The 16,074-nt window shown below is 68.4% G+C and carries 16 protein-coding genes; 4 read left to right on the plus strand and 12 right to left on the minus strand.

Features of this window, described 5'->3' with window-relative positions; genetic code table 11:
* Nucleotides 1–2: 2 nt before the first annotated feature.
* The 12 genes from CFB82_RS32190 to CFB82_RS32245 all read right to left on the minus strand — a co-directional run bounded on the left by CFB82_RS32190 (nucleotide 3) and on the right by CFB82_RS32245 (nucleotide 11,334).
* Nucleotides 3–872 (minus strand): class I SAM-dependent methyltransferase, encoded by an 870-nt coding sequence (locus CFB82_RS32190; protein ID WP_089486699.1) that lies wholly within the window; start codon nucleotides 870–872, stop codon nucleotides 3–5.
* Between the two features lie 47 nt (nucleotides 873–919).
* Nucleotides 920–2,092, minus strand: a complete 1,173-nt coding sequence (locus CFB82_RS32195; protein WP_089446925.1) for a citrate/2-methylcitrate synthase — start codon at nucleotides 2,090–2,092, stop codon at nucleotides 920–922.
* 14 nt (nucleotides 2,093–2,106) lie between these two features.
* Nucleotides 2,107–2,778, minus strand: a complete 672-nt coding sequence (locus CFB82_RS32200; RefSeq protein ID WP_089446924.1) for a class I SAM-dependent methyltransferase — start codon at nucleotides 2,776–2,778, stop codon at nucleotides 2,107–2,109.
* Nucleotides 2,779–2,822: 44 nt separating this feature from the next.
* Nucleotides 2,823–4,181 (minus strand): MATE family efflux transporter, encoded by a 1,359-nt coding sequence (locus tag CFB82_RS32205; protein ID WP_256990566.1) that lies wholly within the window; start codon nucleotides 4,179–4,181, stop codon nucleotides 2,823–2,825.
* 106 nt (nucleotides 4,182–4,287) lie between these two features.
* Nucleotides 4,288–5,523 (minus strand): hypothetical protein, encoded by a 1,236-nt coding sequence (locus CFB82_RS32210; RefSeq protein WP_089446922.1) that lies wholly within the window; start codon nucleotides 5,521–5,523, stop codon nucleotides 4,288–4,290.
* 25 nt (nucleotides 5,524–5,548) lie between these two features.
* On the minus strand, nucleotides 5,549–7,015 hold the full coding sequence (locus CFB82_RS32215) for a class I adenylate-forming enzyme family protein (protein ID WP_089486701.1): 1,467 nt from the start codon (nucleotides 7,013–7,015) through the stop codon (nucleotides 5,549–5,551).
* On the minus strand, nucleotides 7,012–8,286 hold the full coding sequence (locus tag CFB82_RS32220) for a beta-ketoacyl-[acyl-carrier-protein] synthase family protein (protein WP_089446920.1): 1,275 nt from the start codon (nucleotides 8,284–8,286) through the stop codon (nucleotides 7,012–7,014). The genes CFB82_RS32215 and CFB82_RS32220 overlap by 4 nt, the downstream gene beginning before the upstream one ends.
* Nucleotides 8,283–9,380 carry a beta-ketoacyl synthase N-terminal-like domain-containing protein gene (locus tag CFB82_RS32225; protein ID WP_089446919.1) on the minus strand — a complete coding sequence of 366 codons (1,098 nt, stop codon included), beginning with the start codon at nucleotides 9,378–9,380 and terminating at the stop codon, nucleotides 8,283–8,285. Before CFB82_RS32225 ends, CFB82_RS32220 begins: the two co-directional genes overlap by 4 nt.
* A 95-nt stretch (nucleotides 9,381–9,475) precedes the next feature.
* Nucleotides 9,476–9,832: an acyl carrier protein gene (locus CFB82_RS32230; RefSeq protein WP_089446918.1), complete on the minus strand. Its 357-nt coding sequence runs from the start codon at nucleotides 9,830–9,832 to the stop codon at nucleotides 9,476–9,478.
* A 25-nt stretch (nucleotides 9,833–9,857) separates the two neighbouring features.
* Nucleotides 9,858–10,586, minus strand: a complete 729-nt coding sequence (locus CFB82_RS32235) for an SDR family NAD(P)-dependent oxidoreductase (RefSeq protein WP_089446917.1) — start codon at nucleotides 10,584–10,586, stop codon at nucleotides 9,858–9,860.
* A complete protein-coding gene (locus tag CFB82_RS32240) occupies nucleotides 10,583–10,954 on the minus strand; it encodes a hotdog fold domain-containing protein (protein ID WP_089446916.1) in 372 nt (123 codons plus the stop codon). Before CFB82_RS32240 ends, CFB82_RS32235 begins: the two co-directional genes overlap by 4 nt.
* Nucleotides 10,951–11,334: a hypothetical protein gene (locus tag CFB82_RS32245; RefSeq protein ID WP_235986691.1), complete on the minus strand. Its 384-nt coding sequence runs from the start codon at nucleotides 11,332–11,334 to the stop codon at nucleotides 10,951–10,953. Before CFB82_RS32245 ends, CFB82_RS32240 begins: the two co-directional genes overlap by 4 nt.
* A gap of 444 nt (nucleotides 11,335–11,778) precedes the next feature.
* Here CFB82_RS32245 and CFB82_RS32255 point away from each other — a divergent pair, with 444 nt between their 5' ends.
* The 4 genes from CFB82_RS32255 to CFB82_RS32270 are packed head-to-tail and all read left to right on the plus strand — an operon-like array spanning nucleotide 11,779 to nucleotide 15,947.
* Complete coding sequence (locus tag CFB82_RS32255) at nucleotides 11,779–12,486, plus strand: ABC transporter ATP-binding protein (protein ID WP_373452963.1); 708 nt, start codon at nucleotides 11,779–11,781, stop codon at nucleotides 12,484–12,486.
* The gene (locus CFB82_RS32260) at nucleotides 12,483–13,880 is read left to right on the plus strand and encodes an ABC transporter permease (protein WP_089486702.1); all 1,398 of its coding nucleotides are present in this window, start codon (nucleotides 12,483–12,485) and stop codon (nucleotides 13,878–13,880) included. Before CFB82_RS32255 ends, CFB82_RS32260 begins: the two co-directional genes overlap by 4 nt.
* A gap of 15 nt (nucleotides 13,881–13,895) precedes the next feature.
* A complete protein-coding gene (locus CFB82_RS32265; RefSeq protein WP_089486703.1) occupies nucleotides 13,896–14,681 on the plus strand; it encodes an outer membrane lipoprotein-sorting protein in 786 nt (261 codons plus the stop codon).
* Between the two features lie 3 nt (nucleotides 14,682–14,684).
* Complete coding sequence (locus CFB82_RS32270) at nucleotides 14,685–15,947, plus strand: hypothetical protein (RefSeq protein WP_089486704.1); 1,263 nt, start codon at nucleotides 14,685–14,687, stop codon at nucleotides 15,945–15,947.
* The last annotated feature ends 127 nt before the right edge of the window (nucleotides 15,948–16,074 follow it).

Raw genomic sequence — 16,074 nt, forward strand, 5'->3', positions numbered from 1 at the left:
GCCTACCAGTCGAGCCGATAAGCCGTGCTCACCAGCAGCGACGAGCACAGCGTGGCCTGCTTCACGAGCGGCAGCCCGGCCGAATCGAACCCGTAGTTCGGATAGAAATACTGGCCGAGCCCCTGCACCTGCCGCTCGATCACGATCACGCTGCGATCGCGCGGCGCCGTCTCGATGATCCGTTCGACGATCTCCACCTTGTTCTCGATATGAATCGACAGGATGACGATGTCGCACGCACCGTAGTCGTACGCCGCGCCATCCGCGTGAACCATCTCGATCGCCGCGCGGCGATAGCGCGCGGGGTTCGATGCGCACAGGTGATCGACGAACCGCTCTCCGGTCCTGAGCGATTCCTCGCTGAGATCCAGCCCGACGATGCGGGCGCCGCTGAACGACTGCATGAACAGGAGCGACAGCGGCATCCCGCCGGAGCCGACCATCGCCACCGTCGAATCGGCGGACATGTCCGACAGGAAGATCTCGGTTCGTGCGAGCAGCCGGTAAATCTCAGCGTAGTATTCCTTGATGATCAGGAGCAGCCCTTCGCTCGACGGCCCGGCGCGCAGCACGTCGCTCATCTGCCGCTCGAAGCGGACCTCGTTGTCGAGCGACAGCGCCTGAAAGCGCTTCATGTACTCACGCACCGTCGCGTCGCGCAGGAAGCGCTCGGTCTCGATCGCATCGAGCACCGGCGACAGCAGGTAGTTGCGGATCAGCAGCGTCTTCGCGAAACACGCTCGCAGATCGTGCCGGTCGGGAGACGTGAACATCTCGTCGATCCAGCGATGGATCTGGGTCTTCACGAAGTCGATGCGGCGCTGGGTATCGTTGGCCGCACAATGCAGCGCATGCGGCAGGTTGGTCAGCATGTCGGTGTCGATCCAATCTCGGGTTGAGGGGCGCCGGCGAGCCGGCGTCAGATCCAGGCCTTCGGCAGCGCGGCGAGGCGTTCGCGCGCCACCGGCCGGGTCTGGCCGAACGGCGGGTGCGCCTTCTTCTGCAACGCGTGCGCGAGCATCGTCGGCATCCGCGCAAACAGGAACACCGGCGTGGCCAGCACGGCGGGCATCCCCAGTTCGAGCAAGGTGGCCGCGGCGGCCGCATCGATGTTCGGCGGCAGCCCGCGCAGCTCCTGCATCGCGCCGCATACGGCCCGATACGCATCGAACGCCGCGCCGTCGACACCCAGCCGCACCGCGTGGCGCTCGAGCACGGCCGGTCGCGGATCGCATTCGAGCAGCGGATGGCCGAAGCCGGGAATCCGGTCGCCCGCCTGCACGCGCTGCGCGACGCGATCGCGAATCTCCGCAGGGGGCTGGCCGACGAGACTTGCGAGAAACCGCGTCGCGTCGCTGCACGCGCCCACATGCGCGGAACCGCTGCCCGTCAGGCCTGCGATCAGGTTCAGGTCGATGCTTGCGTAGGTGCTCGCCGAGAAGCGCGGCAGCGCGATGGTCGGCGCAACGAGGCCGAAGCCGCCGTGCAGCGCAACCAGCAGGACGTCGAACAGGCGGGCCTGTGCGTCGCTCGATTCGACGCCGCACAGGCAGTCCAGCACCGATGCGCTGAAACCTCGCGCGACATCTGTCGGCTGTGCCCAGGCCGGCGCCTCGTCGTCTGTCGCGCGCCACACCGCCAGCAGGCGCGGCAACGCGGCGACGATGCCAAGGCCCGTCGCCGCCTCGTCGCCCTGCCCGATGCCCGACAACGCGTCGGGCCAGGCGACCGGTCGCGACCGCGGCCCGGCGGTCAGCCCGGCCGCGATCGCCGCGACCAGGAACACCTCGGGCCGGCGCTGGCGGCGGGCCAGTTGTGCGGCGAGCAGGCCGTCGTCGGGTGGCCCGTCGTCGGCAAGCCGCGCCGCCAGTGCGCGATCGAGTGCGCGCACGTCGCCCGCGTCCGGCATCCGGCCCGCGAGCACATGCAGGATCGCAGCAGGGAAATCGACGGACTCGATCAGCTGCAGGAGATCGACACCGCGTACGGAAAGCCGGTCGGGCGAGATCGAGACCGCATCGATCTCGCTTTCGTCACGTGCGGCGCGCGGACGGGCGGCGTCCGGCGCCGGCAGATCGTGATCGGTTCGCATCGGCAAGGCCCCGCTCACTGCTGCGCCGGTTTCGCGATCAGCACCTCGAAGCCGATCGCGAGCATCCCCGATCCCTTCGATACGCTGGCGTGCTCGCCGATGCCGGCTTCGTGCAGGTGCCCGATCGACTCTGCGACGGTGAACTTGCCGTCGAGATGGACCGGATGAACGCCCGCGGCCGCGCGTCGCTCGTTGAAGAACGCGAGCGCCTCCGGCGCTGGATCGCTGCAGGGTTCGTGAATCAGCGCGAAACCGCCGGGCGCCAGCGTGCGGAAGATCTCCCGGTAAGCGCCGACAGGGTCGGCCCAGTGATGCACGACCGAACGGCCGATCACCGCGACGAACGTCCCGTCGTCGAACGGCAGCGCGTGGACGTCGCCCGCGCGGATCTCGATACGCCCTTCCAGCCCTTCCGCGCGCACGTTCCGTTCGGCGCGCTGCACCATGTCGTCGTAGTAGTCGACCCCGACGAAGCCCAGCGGCGAGAGCGACGGGACGCGGGCCAGCTCGATCAGCGTCCGCGCGGTACCGGTGCCGACATCGAGCAACCGGCCCGACGCGATGCGCCGCTGCGCGAGCTCGTGCTCGACGCGCTGCACCAGATTGCGGTTCCATTCGAGCGTGAACGTGTCGACGTAGCGATCGTAGGTGTCGGCGTTGACTTCGGCGGGGGTATTGGTACGCATGCAGGTCTCCAGTCGTGAGGTCTAGGGATACAACGGTCGTGGAATCATCCGGCCGCGGCGTGCACGCCGGCCGGCGGTGCCGCAGGCGCGGCGCCTAGCCTGCGCATGAGCCGCAGGAAAATCGTCAGGTATACGGCCTGGCGTACGACGCTCACGCCCGCGAGCAGCGCGAACAGTTGCGTGAGCGCGAGATGGTGCGTGACGCCGAGGTAGATCGCGCCCGGGGTGACGACCCAGGAAAAGAACAGCCCGAGCGCCATCGCGCGCGCCGGGCGTTCGAGAATCTGGAAGCAGCCGGTCACGAGGTTCGTCAGCAGATAGCTGAAGACGAACAGCGGCACGTAGTCGAGCAGCGCGGACGCAACCGCGATCACGCCCGCGTCCGACGCGAGAAAGCGCAGCGCGAGCGCGCGCAGCAGGAAGAACGCGATGCTGATCGCCGCCGTGAACAGCACGCCCAGCAGCATCACCGACTGCAGTGCCGCGCGGGACGGTGCCCGGCTGCGCACGAGATGACCGATCCGGATCATGAACACCATGCTCAGCCCCTTGATGAGGATGAATCCGATCGTCATCAATTCGAAGCCGATGCCGTACCCGCCGATCGCGCGCACGCCGTAGCGGGCGATCAGCGAATAGACGGCCGTATTCGCAAGAAAGGTCAACGCCTCGAGCGCGGCCGAAGGCAGGAAGATGCGCAGCAGCCGTCGCTGCGTCGGCCATTCCACGCCGGGACGCGGTAGCACGACCTGCTCGCGGCGCAGCCGCGGGCGGATACACCGGACGCACCAGCCGAGATACAGGCTCTTGGTGATCCACGAGGTCAGCGCGAGGCCGAACAGCTGCAGCGACGGATGCTGGCCGAACAGCCCGAACACGAGCAGCGGATCGAGGATGTTGTTGACCACGCCGCACGCGATGCTGATGCGGGCGGGCGACTTGGTATCGCCGTACGTGCGCATCGCCGCGGAAAGCGCGGTGCTGAGCAGCGTGAGCGGAAAGCTGCCGATTACGAGCGCGTAGTAGCCAAACATGCGCTCGCCGTGGAACTGGCCGCCGGAAATGAACGTCATCAGCGGCGCCCGCGTGCCGATCAGCACTAGCACGACCAGCGCGCCGATCGCGGCCGCGAACACCAGGCTCTGCACGAACAGCCGGCCCTGGTCCTCACGGGGCGCCTTGGCGAACACCGCGACGAACGACTCCTCGAAGCTCTTGCCGAGCAGGAACAGGAAAGTCGCCACGCTGCCGTTGACGAGCGCGAGCAGCGCCATGTCCTCCGACGGCAGGTCACGAATCCAGCGATAGTCGAACAGCGTCATGCAGTAGCCGAAAATCGACGACAGCACCATCGGATAGAGCATCAGCCAGGTCGCGCGCACCTCGGCCGCGAACTGTCGCATGCGGTCGGCCCGCGACGCGCGCGTCGAGGCCAACGCGGCAGTTGTCGCGGACGCGGCGGCCCCAGCGGGCCCGGCAGACGTGGTAGGCGCGACGGTGGCGCGATCGTCAGACATGGGCATGCCTCTCGTCGATCAGGCGCGGCAGCTTCTGGCGCGCGGAGAAGCGCAATGCATCGCGACCGAGCACGTCGAGGCGACCCTCGCCCTTGTCGATGCATTCGCGCACGTCCTCGATCTCGAACAGTGCGCCCGTCAGCCGCGACGCGAGCGGCGCAAGTTCGTCGTCGCCCAGGTCCAGCGCGACGGTCAGGCAGTCGCGCCCCTGCGCGTCGGCGTCCAGGCGAAACTGGCAGTCGAGCGGCCGGCCGACGCACGCCGCCAGCCGCTGTGCCAGCAGCTCGGTGCTGACGAGGTTGCCCGCGAACTTGAAGCGCTGATCCGCGCGGCCCTGCAGCACGACGACCGAGCCGCCCTCGCCGCACGTGCAGCGCACCGACGGCCCGACGCGCACGCGATCGCCGATCCGGTAGCGCAGCATCGCGAGGCCCGGGTTCGCGCGGCTCGTCACGAGGAGCTGCCCGTCCTCTTCCTCGAGGAAGAACCAGTCGTCGAGCACGTGGTAATGCCCTTCCGCGCAGCGCGGCGTGTGATAGCCGAGAAAGCCCGTTTCGGTGGCGCCGTACAGCCCGAAGAATGCCGCATCGCGCCAGCGCCGCCGCACGATCGTGCGCTTGCGCTCGGAGAATGCCTCGCCGGTGTAGACGATCTTCGTGACGTCGACATCGACACCGTGCGCGTCGAGCAGCCGCAGGCACTGCAGCACGCTCGTCGGCGTGCCGACCAGGACGTTGGGGCGGGCGCGGCCGATCAGGTTCAGCATCGCGGGCAAATCGGCGCCGTAGGCGTCCAGCCGCCCGATGGGGAGTACGTTCGCGCCGATCGCTTCCAGCAGCCGGTTCACGCCGTCGTACAGCGTGGAAAAGCCGCCGGCGGTAAACAGGTTCGCCACCCGGTCCGTCGGCGCGATCGCCGTTCCCGCCAGCGCGTTCGCGAGCGCCCGGCCATAGGTCGTGTCGAGCCGCTTGCGCGCCGGCGCGTTGAGCAGCAGCTTGACCTCGCCGCTCGTGCCCGACGTGGTGTAGAACGTCGCACCGGCCAGATCGTCGTGATCGAGACGGTCCAGCACGCGCCGCTTCAGGTCGTCGGCCGTCTCGATCTCGACCAGCGTGCGGAAGGCCGCGTAGCTGGCCACGCCCGTTGGCAGCGCATGCGCATAGCGGGCGTCGTACGAAAGCGCTTCGCTCACGGCGGAGGCATCGAAGCGGGTCGTGCGGTCGGACATCGTGGGCTCCAGGTTCAGGCCGCGGTCACGCGCTTTCGCGCAGGAGACGCAATGAGATCTTTCCGGTGCTCGTGACCGGGAGGTCGTCGACGAACTGCACGTCGGCGATGCGCGGATACAGTGGGAATGCGGCCCGGTAGCGGCTCAGGATGCGCGCCTTGAAATCCACCTCCGCACCGGCCGGCGCCAGGCCGGGCACGACGAACACCGTCAGCGCGCCGGTCTGCGGATCGGCGAGAAAATGGCTCTTCGCGATGTCGTCGAACGCGTCGAAATGCTGGTGCAGCAGGCTGACGTTGATCAGCCGGCCGTTGCACTTGACCGTCTCGTCCCGGCGGCCGACCCAGAACACCACTCCGTCGTCGCGGCGGAACACCAGGTCGCCTGATTCGAGCGTCGTGAAGCGCCGGAGGCTGCCGTCCGGCAGCAGATAGCCGTGCATCGCATACGGCGTGCGGTAAAGCAGATGGCCCGGCTCGCCGGGGGCGCACGGCCGGCCCTGCGCGTCGACGATCGACAGCTCGATGCGCGGATCGATCGGGCGACCCGGCGCGAGGACGCCCTCGAAGCAGTACGAATCGACGTGCGGCAGATCGTCCGGCGTGAGCGGCAGCGCGAAGATCCGCGGGCCCGATTCGGTCTGGCCGAAGTTGTTCCACACGCACGCGCCGAGCGCGAGCAGGCGGCGTACCTGCGCCGCGTAGATGCGGTCGGATGCATTGAGCACGACGATGCCGTCGAACCGCATGTCCGGCGTCACCTCGGCCAGGTCGCACACGCGTTCGGCAATGCTGCGGATCAGCGGCACGAAGCGGATCCGGCCGCTGCCCAGGTAGCCGAGCACCTCGTGCGCGGTCAGCGACGCCCGTTCGAGCCAGACGGTCGCGCCGGCCAGCAGCCCGTTCATCATCGTGGAGAAGCCGTACATGTAGTGCGTTGGGAACATGCACAGCACGCCGTCACCGGGCTGCACGCCCAGATAGCGGCCGACGGCCAGCGCGTTCTCGACGAGTTGCGCTTCGTCGTAGACGACCAGCTTCGGCGCGCTCGTCGTGCCCGACGTCATGAAGACGATCTGGCAGCGCGGCGCGCCGGCGTCGGCCCACGCGAACGCGTCGGGCCCGGACGCTTCGGCATCGGCCCGCGCCGGGTCGAGCACGACGACGGGCAGCCCGTCGCATGCGATCGACCGGGTCGCGACGACCGCGAGTGTATCGAGCCGGTACTGGCGCAGCGCGGCGGACAGCATCTTCGGGTCGCACAGGACGATCCGGCAGCCGAGCGTCGACGCGAGCAGCGTGAACAGGAAATAGTCGAACCCCGAGAAGCCGACCGCGATCAGGCAACCGCGCCCGAGCAGATGCGGCTCCAGCGCGCCGAGCGCACGCCGCGCGGCCCGCAGCCGCGCGCGCAGGTCTTCCGCCGTCAGGCGCGCCCCGTGCAGCACGATCTGCCAGTTCGCCTCCCGGGCAAGCAGCGACGCGAACTTCATGCAGCCGCTCCTTCCAGCACGAGCGAGGCCGCGAGGCCGCCCATCCCGAACGAGTTCTTGAGCACGCGCCGTGTGTCGCTCGGCGTCGGGGCGCGCACCACGTTGACGGGGCATTCCTGCGCCTGTTCGTCGAGGTTGATGGTCGCCGGAATGAAGCGCTCCCGCAGCCCGATCGCCGTGTTCAGCACTTCCATCGCGCCCGCCGTCGCGATCAGATGACCGTGCTGCGACTTGTTGGCGGTGACGGGTATCCCGGGCCGCGTCGGGAAGATCGCTCGGATCGCCTCCGATTCGTGCTTGTCGTTGAGCACCGTCGACGTCCCGTGCGCGTTGACGTAGTCGATATCGTCCGGCGCGCATCCCGCATCGTCGAGCGCGCGCTGCATCGCGAGCCGCATCTCGAGCGACTGCAGGTGCGGGATGACGATGTGCTCGGCGGCCAGGCTCGCCCCGTAGCCGGCCACACGCGCGAGCGGCGTATCGCCGCGGGCGCGCACGGCCGATTCGCGCTCGAGCAGCAACAGCACCGCGCCTTCCGCGAGCACGAAGCCCGAGCGACGCACGTCGAACGGCCGCGAACGGTGCCGGGGATCGAGATTCAGGTCGGTCGAGATCACGTCGAGCGCTTCGAGCCGCGCGAGATTGAGCGGATTGACCTTGCCGGACACGCCGCCAACGATGGCCGCGTCGACCCGCCCCTGGCGCAGCGCGAGCATGCCCATGCCGATCGCCTGCAGCGACGCGGAGCACAGGCCCACGTGCGCGAGCGCGCAGCCGCTGAACGGAATGTGGCGATGAATCGCGCCGAACACGGAGGTCGCGTCGCCGCTTACGAACTCGCTCATGCGCATGTGCGACACCAGCACGCGGATCAGCGCGTCACGCGATTTGTCGCCGTTGACCTTGTCGACGAGCTCAAGCGCACTCTGCACGTCGGTGGCCGGCACGTCGACGCCGACCAGGCAGCCGATGCGCTCCGGCGCGTAGTCGCGCACGACGAACGGCGCCTGCGCGAGCAGCCGCGCGGCGGCGAGATCGCCGTACAGCTGCTCGGTCCCGATCCGCCGCGTCGAAGGCCAGCGCACGCGCTCGTTGCCTTCGTCGGGCACGCCCGCGTGCTGGGTCGTGTAGGTCGAGCAATCGAATTTCTCGATCCGGCGAATGCCGGAGCGGCCTTCGCGCAGCGCGGCATGCAGTTCGGAGTAGCTGCCGCCGAGCGGCGTGACGGCGCCGAATGCACTGATGACGATGGCGTCCGATCGCGGCTTCATCGCCCCACCCCGCTCAGCTTGCGCACCAGGATCGCACCGAGACCCGATGACACGCCGATGCCGTTGACTAGCACCGGCGCGCCGACCGGAATGGCCGGATCCGCGAACGCGAGGACCATGTCGATCAGGTTGTTAGCCCGCCCGGTATAGCCGACATGCGGCTTGTACGCATGCGTGACGGCATTCGGCCACGCCTGCTGGACGGCGTTGCGCTCCGCCTTGCCCAGCGACGGCTCGCCGTTCTGGTACAGCACGACGTGCGGCACGCCGAGCGCGGCCTCGCCGGGAAAGCGGGCGAACAGCCTCGACCAGTCGGCGCTCGACACGGACGTATCAGGCTTGTACAGCGAGTGCACGTCGAGCACCTGCGCGCAGGGCGCGCATCCATCGCGTGGCATGCGCTCGACGACGGCGCCGACGGCCCCGAACGCGGGCACGATGCCGACCGGGTGCGAGGTCGTGCGCAACAGGCCCATCTTCTCGAACGCCGCGACGTTGTCGGCCGACGTCATGTCGCCGACGGCCGCGATGACGGCCCGGTCGATCGCGCCGCCCTCGATCTGCCGGTGCGCTTCCTCGAGCGCGCACAGGCTGGTCAGCGACATCCGTTGCAGCGGATAGCCTTCGCCGCGCAGCCCGAACAGCTTCGATATCTGGTACAGCGCGTTGGTGGTCAGCAGGCGCAGCATGTCGAGCGGATTCAGGTCCGCCTTGACCTCGCCGAAGTAGCCGCAGCCGTCAAGGCCGTGACGCGCGTGCAGCGGCGTGAGCACGGCCATCGTCGCGTCCTCGCCTTCGACACCCGTGAATACCGCGAACCGCTCGCGCTCTTCGTCCGTGTAGGGCCGGCCGGCCGATGCCGCGTCGAACGCCTCGGCGGCCACCTGCAACGCGAGACGCGAACCCGGGTTCAGCAGCGAACGATCCTCGCGCGCCATGCGCTGCACGAGCGGAAACGGCAGGTTGGCGCGCACGTAGTCGCCGGGCTTCGCGGCCGGCGCGAGCGGCGCGCGCGCGGCGAAGTCGACGTCCAGCAGCGACGCGATGTCGGGAAAAGCGGCCGTCGCGATGCCGAGGCCGGTGATGTACGACATGGCAAGTCCCCATTCACGTGAGTCGAAAGCCGGGCGGGCGCGCGATGCCGCGCCGCACGGTGCGGCGTTCCTGCGACGTGGGCGCAGCGCCCGGGTCAGCTGAGCTGCGCGATGCGGTGCTCGATGTAGTTCACCGAGAAGTGCTCGTAGAGATCCTGCAGGCTGCATTTCTCGTGACCGTTCCAGCTCATCACGTCGCACACCTGCTGCCAGCCGGCGTCGGTCCACTCGGTGCCGGTGTGGCACTGCGGATCGAGCAGCATCCGGTTGAACGGCCACAGGTTCTCGAGGCTGATGCGGTTGTCCACCTTGTCCTTGAGCTCGTAGCACAGGTCGACGTAGTCGATCGAGCTCATGTTCAGCTCGCGGAACAGCGACGCGGAATCGGTCACCTGCTCGGGACCGCTCAGATAGAGGATTTGCGCGACGATGTTCTTGATGTCTTCCTTCATGGTCCACTCTCCTTGAGTCACTGGGTCAGCCACTGATGTTTTCGCCATTGCCGAGATCGACGACGCTGCCGGTCGTTGCGAGCGAGCCGTTCGCGAGCAGCAGGACCGCGCGCGCGACCTGGTCGGGCTCGAGGATCTTTCGCATCGGAATCTGGCGATAGAACGCCGCCGCATCCTGCGACGCGAGGAAGCGCTCGAACAGGTCGGAGCGCACGAACCCCGGTGCGACCGCGTTGACGCGCACGCCGAAGCGCGCCATCTCGAGCGCGAGCGTCTTCGTGAAGCGCTCGATTCCCGCTTTCGACGCGCCGTACGCGCCGTTGCCGGCCTTCGGCTTGCGCGCGGCAACCGACGAGACGTTGACGATCGCGCCGCGCCGGCGCGCCTGCATTCCGTCGCCGAACGCATGGCAGAACGCCATCGTCGCGCCGAGATTGATCCGCAACGCCTCCCAGTAGCGGGCGAACGGGCTGCCGATCAGCAGCGTGTCATCGTTGATGCCCGCGTTGTTCACGAGCACGTCGACGGCCGCTTCCGCGTTCACGTGGTCGGCGAATGCCTGCACGGCGTTCCAGTCGCCGCCGTCGACCCGGAAGCCGCGCGCGGCGCCGTCGTACGCGCGCTCCAGTGCGTCGGCCAGCTCGGGATTCGATCGGTAGGTGAAGTAGACGGTGTAGCCGTCGGCGATCAACGCGTCGACGATCGCGCGTCCGATCCCGCGGGTGCCCCCCGTGACGATGGCGAGCTTCGTCATGCGTCGCGCTCCCAGCTGAAGATGCCGTCCATCACGCCGTGGCCGTGCGCATTGCGCAGTTCGACGTGCGCGGTGGTGCGAGCGCCGTCCTGCTGCAGGCGCCGCAGACGCGCGGTCAGGCGTTCGCCCGGCCGTACAGGGCAGATGAAGCTGACCTTTCGGAGTGTGAGTGCCGGGGCCGGCCGGTTCGCCGCGAGGCCGAGTGCGTCGAACAGCATCGCGATCACTAGGCTGAGGCTGAACGAACCGGGCAGCACGGGAAACTGCTCGAAGTGTTCGTCGAAGAGCGGTGCGGCGTTCGCCACGTCGATCACGCCGAACTGATCGCCGGCGATCGTGGTGGCCGCCGTCGCGGTGGCCGGCATCATGCCCGTTCTCCCGGTGCGGCGAACGCGGTCGGGCGAACCGGCATCAGCGCGACGAACACGGTACCCGACGCGACGGCCGGATACATGCCCGCATCGGCATCGCGCGCCGACACGTCGACCCGGTATCCGTCGCCGTGTTTCGCGACCGTACCGGCCAGCGCCAGCCGCGGATAGCCGTCGACACGGTGCAGCGTCAGCTCGCGCAACTGCGCCGGCACCATCAGCGCCGGCTCGCCGTGCATCGTGCGCGACGCCTTGACCGCGAACTGATGCAGCGCCTCGATGACGAGCAACGCCGGCCGTGCGCTCGACCAGTCGCAATACCGCCGCGGATCGGCATCGCCCGCGAAACGCGCCGGATCGGACGGATCGCGGACCACTCGACAAAGGGCAAGAAAGCCAGGCCGCGCCGTCTCGCTCCCCCTCTCAAACCTGGTATGTCTCATTTTTATGCCTTGTTATGTCTGTGTTTTGGCTTCTCGCCCCCCCGGTGACCGCTCTCAAGTCGGCCGATGTGGTGCGGATCAAATGCTGATCGGCTGCGAGTGTATCGATTCGTCGTCGAAAGAAACGATCATGCGACCAATTGCAGAAACGGGCGACGAACCGCGCATGGAGCCGATGGAATGCAACGCGGGCGGATGGCCGCCGGCGGGCCCTGACCGGCTCGCCGCGCCGGTGCGCGGCAGCGCCCGCCAACGGCCGCCGTTCGTCGGGGAAGAATGCCGTTCGTCCGCGCGTTCCGCCGTTCGTCGCACTGCGCAATACGGGGGTGAGGTTCCCGCTAAGGTGGCGACATCGATCGAAGACCCTGGGAGGTGTCCGTGTTGGCGGCCAGCTTGAGTCATGTCACGAAAACCTATGGAACCGGCCCGCTCGCGGTCGCGGCGGCCGACGATGCGTCGCTCGATATTCTCGCGAACCGCTTCACGGTGCTGTCGGGCCCGTCCGGCAGCGGCAAGACGACGTTGCTCAACCTGCTCGGCGGCATCGATCGCCCGGCGCGCGGCGCGATCACGGTCGCGGGCCGGCGAATCGATGCGATGGGCGAGAATGCGCTGGCCGATTTCCGTGCGCGCCACATTGGTTTCGTGTTCCAGTCGTTCAACCTGCTGCCCGTGTTCAGCGCGTTCGAGAACGTCGAATATCCGCTGACCCTGCTGGGCGTCGCCCGCGCGCGGCGACGCGAACGGGCGCTCGCGCTGCTCGACGCCGTCGGCATGGGCGACAAGGCGAATCGCCGGCCCGGCCAGCTGTCGGGCGGCCAGCAGCAGCGCGTCGCGATCGCACGCGCGCTCGTTACCGAGCCCGCGCTCGTGCTGGCCGACGAGCCGACGGCCAACCTGGACAGCGCGACGGGCGCGGCCATCATCGCGCTGATGCGCACGATGCAGCGCGAGCGCGCGACGTCGTTCGTGTTTTCGTCGCACGACCCGCAGGTGATCGCCGCCGCGGACGACGTCGCGATGATCCGCGACGGGCGCGTCGTCGAAACCCGCTCCGCCGCCCCGTACGAGGAGGCCTGCCAATGAGCCTCTTGGTCCTCGCCTTCCGCAACCTGTTGCGCAACCGCCGCCGCTCGTCCACCACGCTGCTCGCGATGGTCGTCGGCCTGACCGCGATCCTGCTGTTTGGCGGCTATGCGCGCGACATCAACTATGGGCTCCAGACCAGCTACGTGCGCCAGGGCGGCCATCTGCAGATCCAGCACCGCGACTATTTCCTGTACGGCAGCGGCGACCCCGTCTCATACGGAATCGCCGATTACCGGAAGATCATCGACACCGTGCTCGGCGATCCCGAGCTCGCACGCGAGGTGACGGTCGTGACGCCGGTGCTGACGATCAACGGCATCGCCGGCAACTTCGCGGCGGGCGTATCACGTACCGTCTCGGGCAGCGGGATCGTCGTGGCCGACCAGAACCGGATGCGGCAGTGGAACGACTACGGCTTCGCCGACCGGGCGACGCCCGTCGCGCTGACCGGCAGCGCCGCGAATGCCGCCGTGATCGGCACGGGTGTCGCGCGCGTGCTGCGTCTGTGCGACGCGCTGCGGGTACCCGATTGCCGCGATCCGGCGACGACCGCTCCGGCCGACGCGTTGGACCTGCCCGACGACATCGCATCGCTGTCGCGGGCCGAGGCCGCCGCGAAGCCCGCGCGCCGCAGCGGCGTCGCCCGTCTCGAACTGCTGACGTCGAATGCGTACGGCGCACCGAACGTCGCCGAACTGTCGGTGATCGCGGCGCAGAAGCAAGGCGTCAAGCAGATCGACGACTTGTTCGTGCAGGTGCATCTGCCGCAGGCGCAGCAGCTCGTCTACGGCGGCGGATCGAATGCGAAAGTGACGTCCATCGTCGTGCAGCTGAAACATACCGCCGAGCTGCCGGCCGCCCGCGGGCGCATCCAGATGCTGCTGCGCACCCGGCTTGCCGGCGAGCCGCTCGAGGTGCTCGGCTTCGCGACGCTGAATCCGCAGTACGGCCAGGTCACCGGCATGTTCGGCGCGATCTTCGGCTTCATCGCGGTGCTTATCGCCACGATTGTGCTGTTCACGGTCGGCAACACGATGAACATGGCCGTGATGGAGCGGACACACGAGATCGGCACGCTGCGCGCGCTCGGCCTGCGCGGCGCCGGCATTCGCCATCTGTTCGTCTGCGAGGGGTGCCTGCTCGGACTCTGCGGCGCGGTTGCAGGCACCGTCCTCGCGCTCGCGGCGGGTATCGGGATCAACCGCGCCGGCCTGCACTGGACACCGCCCGGACAGACCGATCCGGTCGCGCTGTCAGTACGCGTCTGGGGCGAGTTCGGGATGATCGCACGCTACGCGCTCGGCGTGATTGTGGTCGCGACGTTCTCGGCGTGGCTGCCCGCGCATCGTGCCGCCCGCCTGCCGATCGTCGACGCGCTGCGTTTCGCCTGACCAGGAGCCTTCAACATGACATTGCCGATCCGGATCATGCGCGCCGCCGCGATGCTGCTCGCGATCGCTGCGACCGCGGCGGCTGCGGCGGCGCCGTCGGCGCAACAGCTGCTCGCGCAAAGCGACGCGGTGCGCAACCCCGACAAGCCGTTCGGCCTGACGACGACCCTGCTCGAATTTCGCAACGGGCAGCAGACGGACGCCGAGGTGCTGAAGATCTACTCGAAGGCAGACCCGGCGACCAGCCAGTTCCGCACGCTAGTGCAGTTCGTCGCGCCTGCCCGCGACGCGAACAAGCTGATGCTGAAGAACGGCAACGATCTGTGGTTCTACGATCCGTCGAGCCAGGCCAGCGTGCGGATCTCGCCGCAGCAGCGCCTTCTCGGCCAGGCCGCGAACGGCGACGTGGTGACGGTTAACTGGGCGAACGACTACGACGCGTCGCTCGCGGGCGAGGAGAACATGGCGGACGGCGAGCACCAGACCCGGCACTGCTACCGGCTGCACTTGACGGCGCGCGCGCCGGACGTCACGTATCACGCGATCGACCTGTGGATCGCGAGCGACACGAAGCAGCCAGTCAAGGCGCGCTTCTTCGCGGCGAGCGGCAGCGTGCTGAAAATCGCGTATTACCGGCACTATCAGGATCAGCTGGGTGCGGCACGGCCGACGGAGACCGTCATCATCGACGGGCTCGATCCCGGCTGGGTCACGGTGATGCGCTACTCCGATTACGCGTGGCGCGACATTCCGGACGCGTGGCTGCAGCGCGCATACCTGTCCCGCTTCAAGGCCGACTAGACGATGTCGCGATCCCGGGTCGCGATGCTGGTCTGCGCGGCGGGCCTCGCGACCGCGCACGCCGCCCTCGCGGCCGACGACGCCGACGGCGACGCGCTGCGGCTCGCCGACACGGCGACGGCGACGCCCGTGACGCCGAGCAACTGGCGCGGTACGTTCGAGGCCGCCGTCGCGAACTACACGGCGGCGAACCAGACCGCGCCCGTGACCCTCAACGACAACGTGCGCGTGTCGAACACGCTGTCGTACGACGGCACGTCCGGCAACTGGCGGGCGATCGTGTCGAATCGCTTCGATGCGGGATGGCGCGCGGGCACGTCGCAGTACAACGCGGTCGACACGCTGAAGCAGGCCTACGTAAGCTGGCAGCCGAGCCCGAACGCGATCGTCGACGTCGGCCACGTGAACCTGCGCGAAGGCGTCGCGTCGGGCTTCAATCCCACCGACTTCTTCAAGGCCGGCGCGCTACGCTCGGTCGTGTCGATCGATCCCGAAAGCCTGCGCGAGAACCGGCTCGGCAGCGTGATGGCGCGCTGGCAACTGCTGTGGAGCGGCGGCTCGATGACCGCGCTGGTGTCGCCGCGGCTCGACACGCATCCGAACGATGCGACCTTCAATCCCGATCTCGGCGCGACGAACGCGCGCACCCGCTACATGCTGAGCGGATCGCAGCGCCTGTTCGGCAACTTCTCGCCGCAGTGGCTGCTGTATGGCGGCGAAGGCATCGCCCCGCAACTCGGCGTGAATGCCACCACGCTGATCGACGATGCGACGGTCGGGTTCGTCGAATACGCGATCGGCCGCGGCAGCGTGGTCGCCGATGTCGCGCAGACCGAATCGTCATGGACCTCGAAGCTCTCGACGGGCGTCACCCATACCTTCGCGAACAAACTGTCGCTGACGCTCGAATACGACTACGACGGCGCCAGCGCGAGCGCCGCCGCGTGGCGGGCGCTGCAGCGCGACCCGTCGCGATACTGGCGCTATCGCAACACCGCGAGCATCGCGCAGGAGCTGATGACGCGGCGCTCGCTGTTCGTCTACGCATCGATGCCCGACGTCTTCATCCAGCATCTGGCGCTGGCTGCGATGGCGCGCTACAACCTCGATGACCACAGCTACTTCACGTGGCTCGAAGCACGGTATCACTGGCCGCGCACCGATTTCGCCGTGCAATGGCAGGGCAACCACGGCTCGGCGCGCAGCGTCTACGGCGCGCAGGCGCAAAGCCAGATCGTGCAGGTGATCGCGACGTTCTTCTTTTGAACAGGAAAGCGTGGCCGCCGGCGCGCATCATGCTAGAACGCGCCAGGCGCGATGCGTGGGGCGCGGAAAACGGCGTGGCGGCGTGTAGCGCGCGGCCGCGTTTGCGCGGGAACGGGCGGCGCGGACC

It is taken from the genome of Burkholderia sp. HI2714 (assembly GCF_002223085.1).
In the GTDB taxonomy this organism is placed as follows: Bacteria; Pseudomonadota; Gammaproteobacteria; order Burkholderiales; family Burkholderiaceae; genus Burkholderia; species Burkholderia lata_D.

Excerpts from the sequence above, each read along its gene's own strand:
- CFB82_RS32200 (WP_089446924.1), bottom strand. The coding sequence starts at position 2,778 with ATGCGTACCAATACCCCCGCCGAAGTCAACGCCGACACCTACGATCGC.
- CFB82_RS32225 (WP_089446919.1), bottom strand. The coding sequence starts at position 9,380 with ATGTCGTACATCACCGGCCTCGGCATCGCGACGGCCGCTTTTCCCGAC.
- CFB82_RS32270 (WP_089486704.1), top strand. The coding sequence starts at position 14,685 with ATGTCGCGATCCCGGGTCGCGATGCTGGTCTGCGCGGCGGGCCTCGCG.
- CFB82_RS32260 (WP_089486702.1), top strand. The coding sequence starts at position 12,483 with ATGAGCCTCTTGGTCCTCGCCTTCCGCAACCTGTTGCGCAACCGCCGC.
- CFB82_RS32230 (WP_089446918.1), bottom strand. The coding sequence starts at position 9,832 with ATGAAGGAAGACATCAAGAACATCGTCGCGCAAATCCTCTATCTGAGC.
- CFB82_RS32195 (WP_089446925.1), bottom strand. The coding sequence starts at position 2,092 with ATGCGAACCGATCACGATCTGCCGGCGCCGGACGCCGCCCGTCCGCGC.
- CFB82_RS32190 (WP_089486699.1), bottom strand. The coding sequence starts at position 872 with ATGCTGACCAACCTGCCGCATGCGCTGCATTGTGCGGCCAACGATACC.
- CFB82_RS32220 (WP_089446920.1), bottom strand. The coding sequence starts at position 8,286 with ATGAAGCCGCGATCGGACGCCATCGTCATCAGTGCATTCGGCGCCGTC.
- CFB82_RS32240 (WP_089446916.1), bottom strand. The coding sequence starts at position 10,954 with ATGATGCCGGCCACCGCGACGGCGGCCACCACGATCGCCGGCGATCAG.
- CFB82_RS32235 (WP_089446917.1), bottom strand. The coding sequence starts at position 10,586 with ATGACGAAGCTCGCCATCGTCACGGGGGGCACCCGCGGGATCGGACGC.
- CFB82_RS32205 (WP_256990566.1), bottom strand. The coding sequence starts at position 4,181 with ATGCGACAGTTCGCGGCCGAGGTGCGCGCGACCTGGCTGATGCTCTAT.
- CFB82_RS32215 (WP_089486701.1), bottom strand. The coding sequence starts at position 7,015 with ATGAAGTTCGCGTCGCTGCTTGCCCGGGAGGCGAACTGGCAGATCGTG.
- CFB82_RS32210 (WP_089446922.1), bottom strand. The coding sequence starts at position 5,523 with ATGTCCGACCGCACGACCCGCTTCGATGCCTCCGCCGTGAGCGAAGCG.
- CFB82_RS32265 (WP_089486703.1), top strand. The coding sequence starts at position 13,896 with ATGACATTGCCGATCCGGATCATGCGCGCCGCCGCGATGCTGCTCGCG.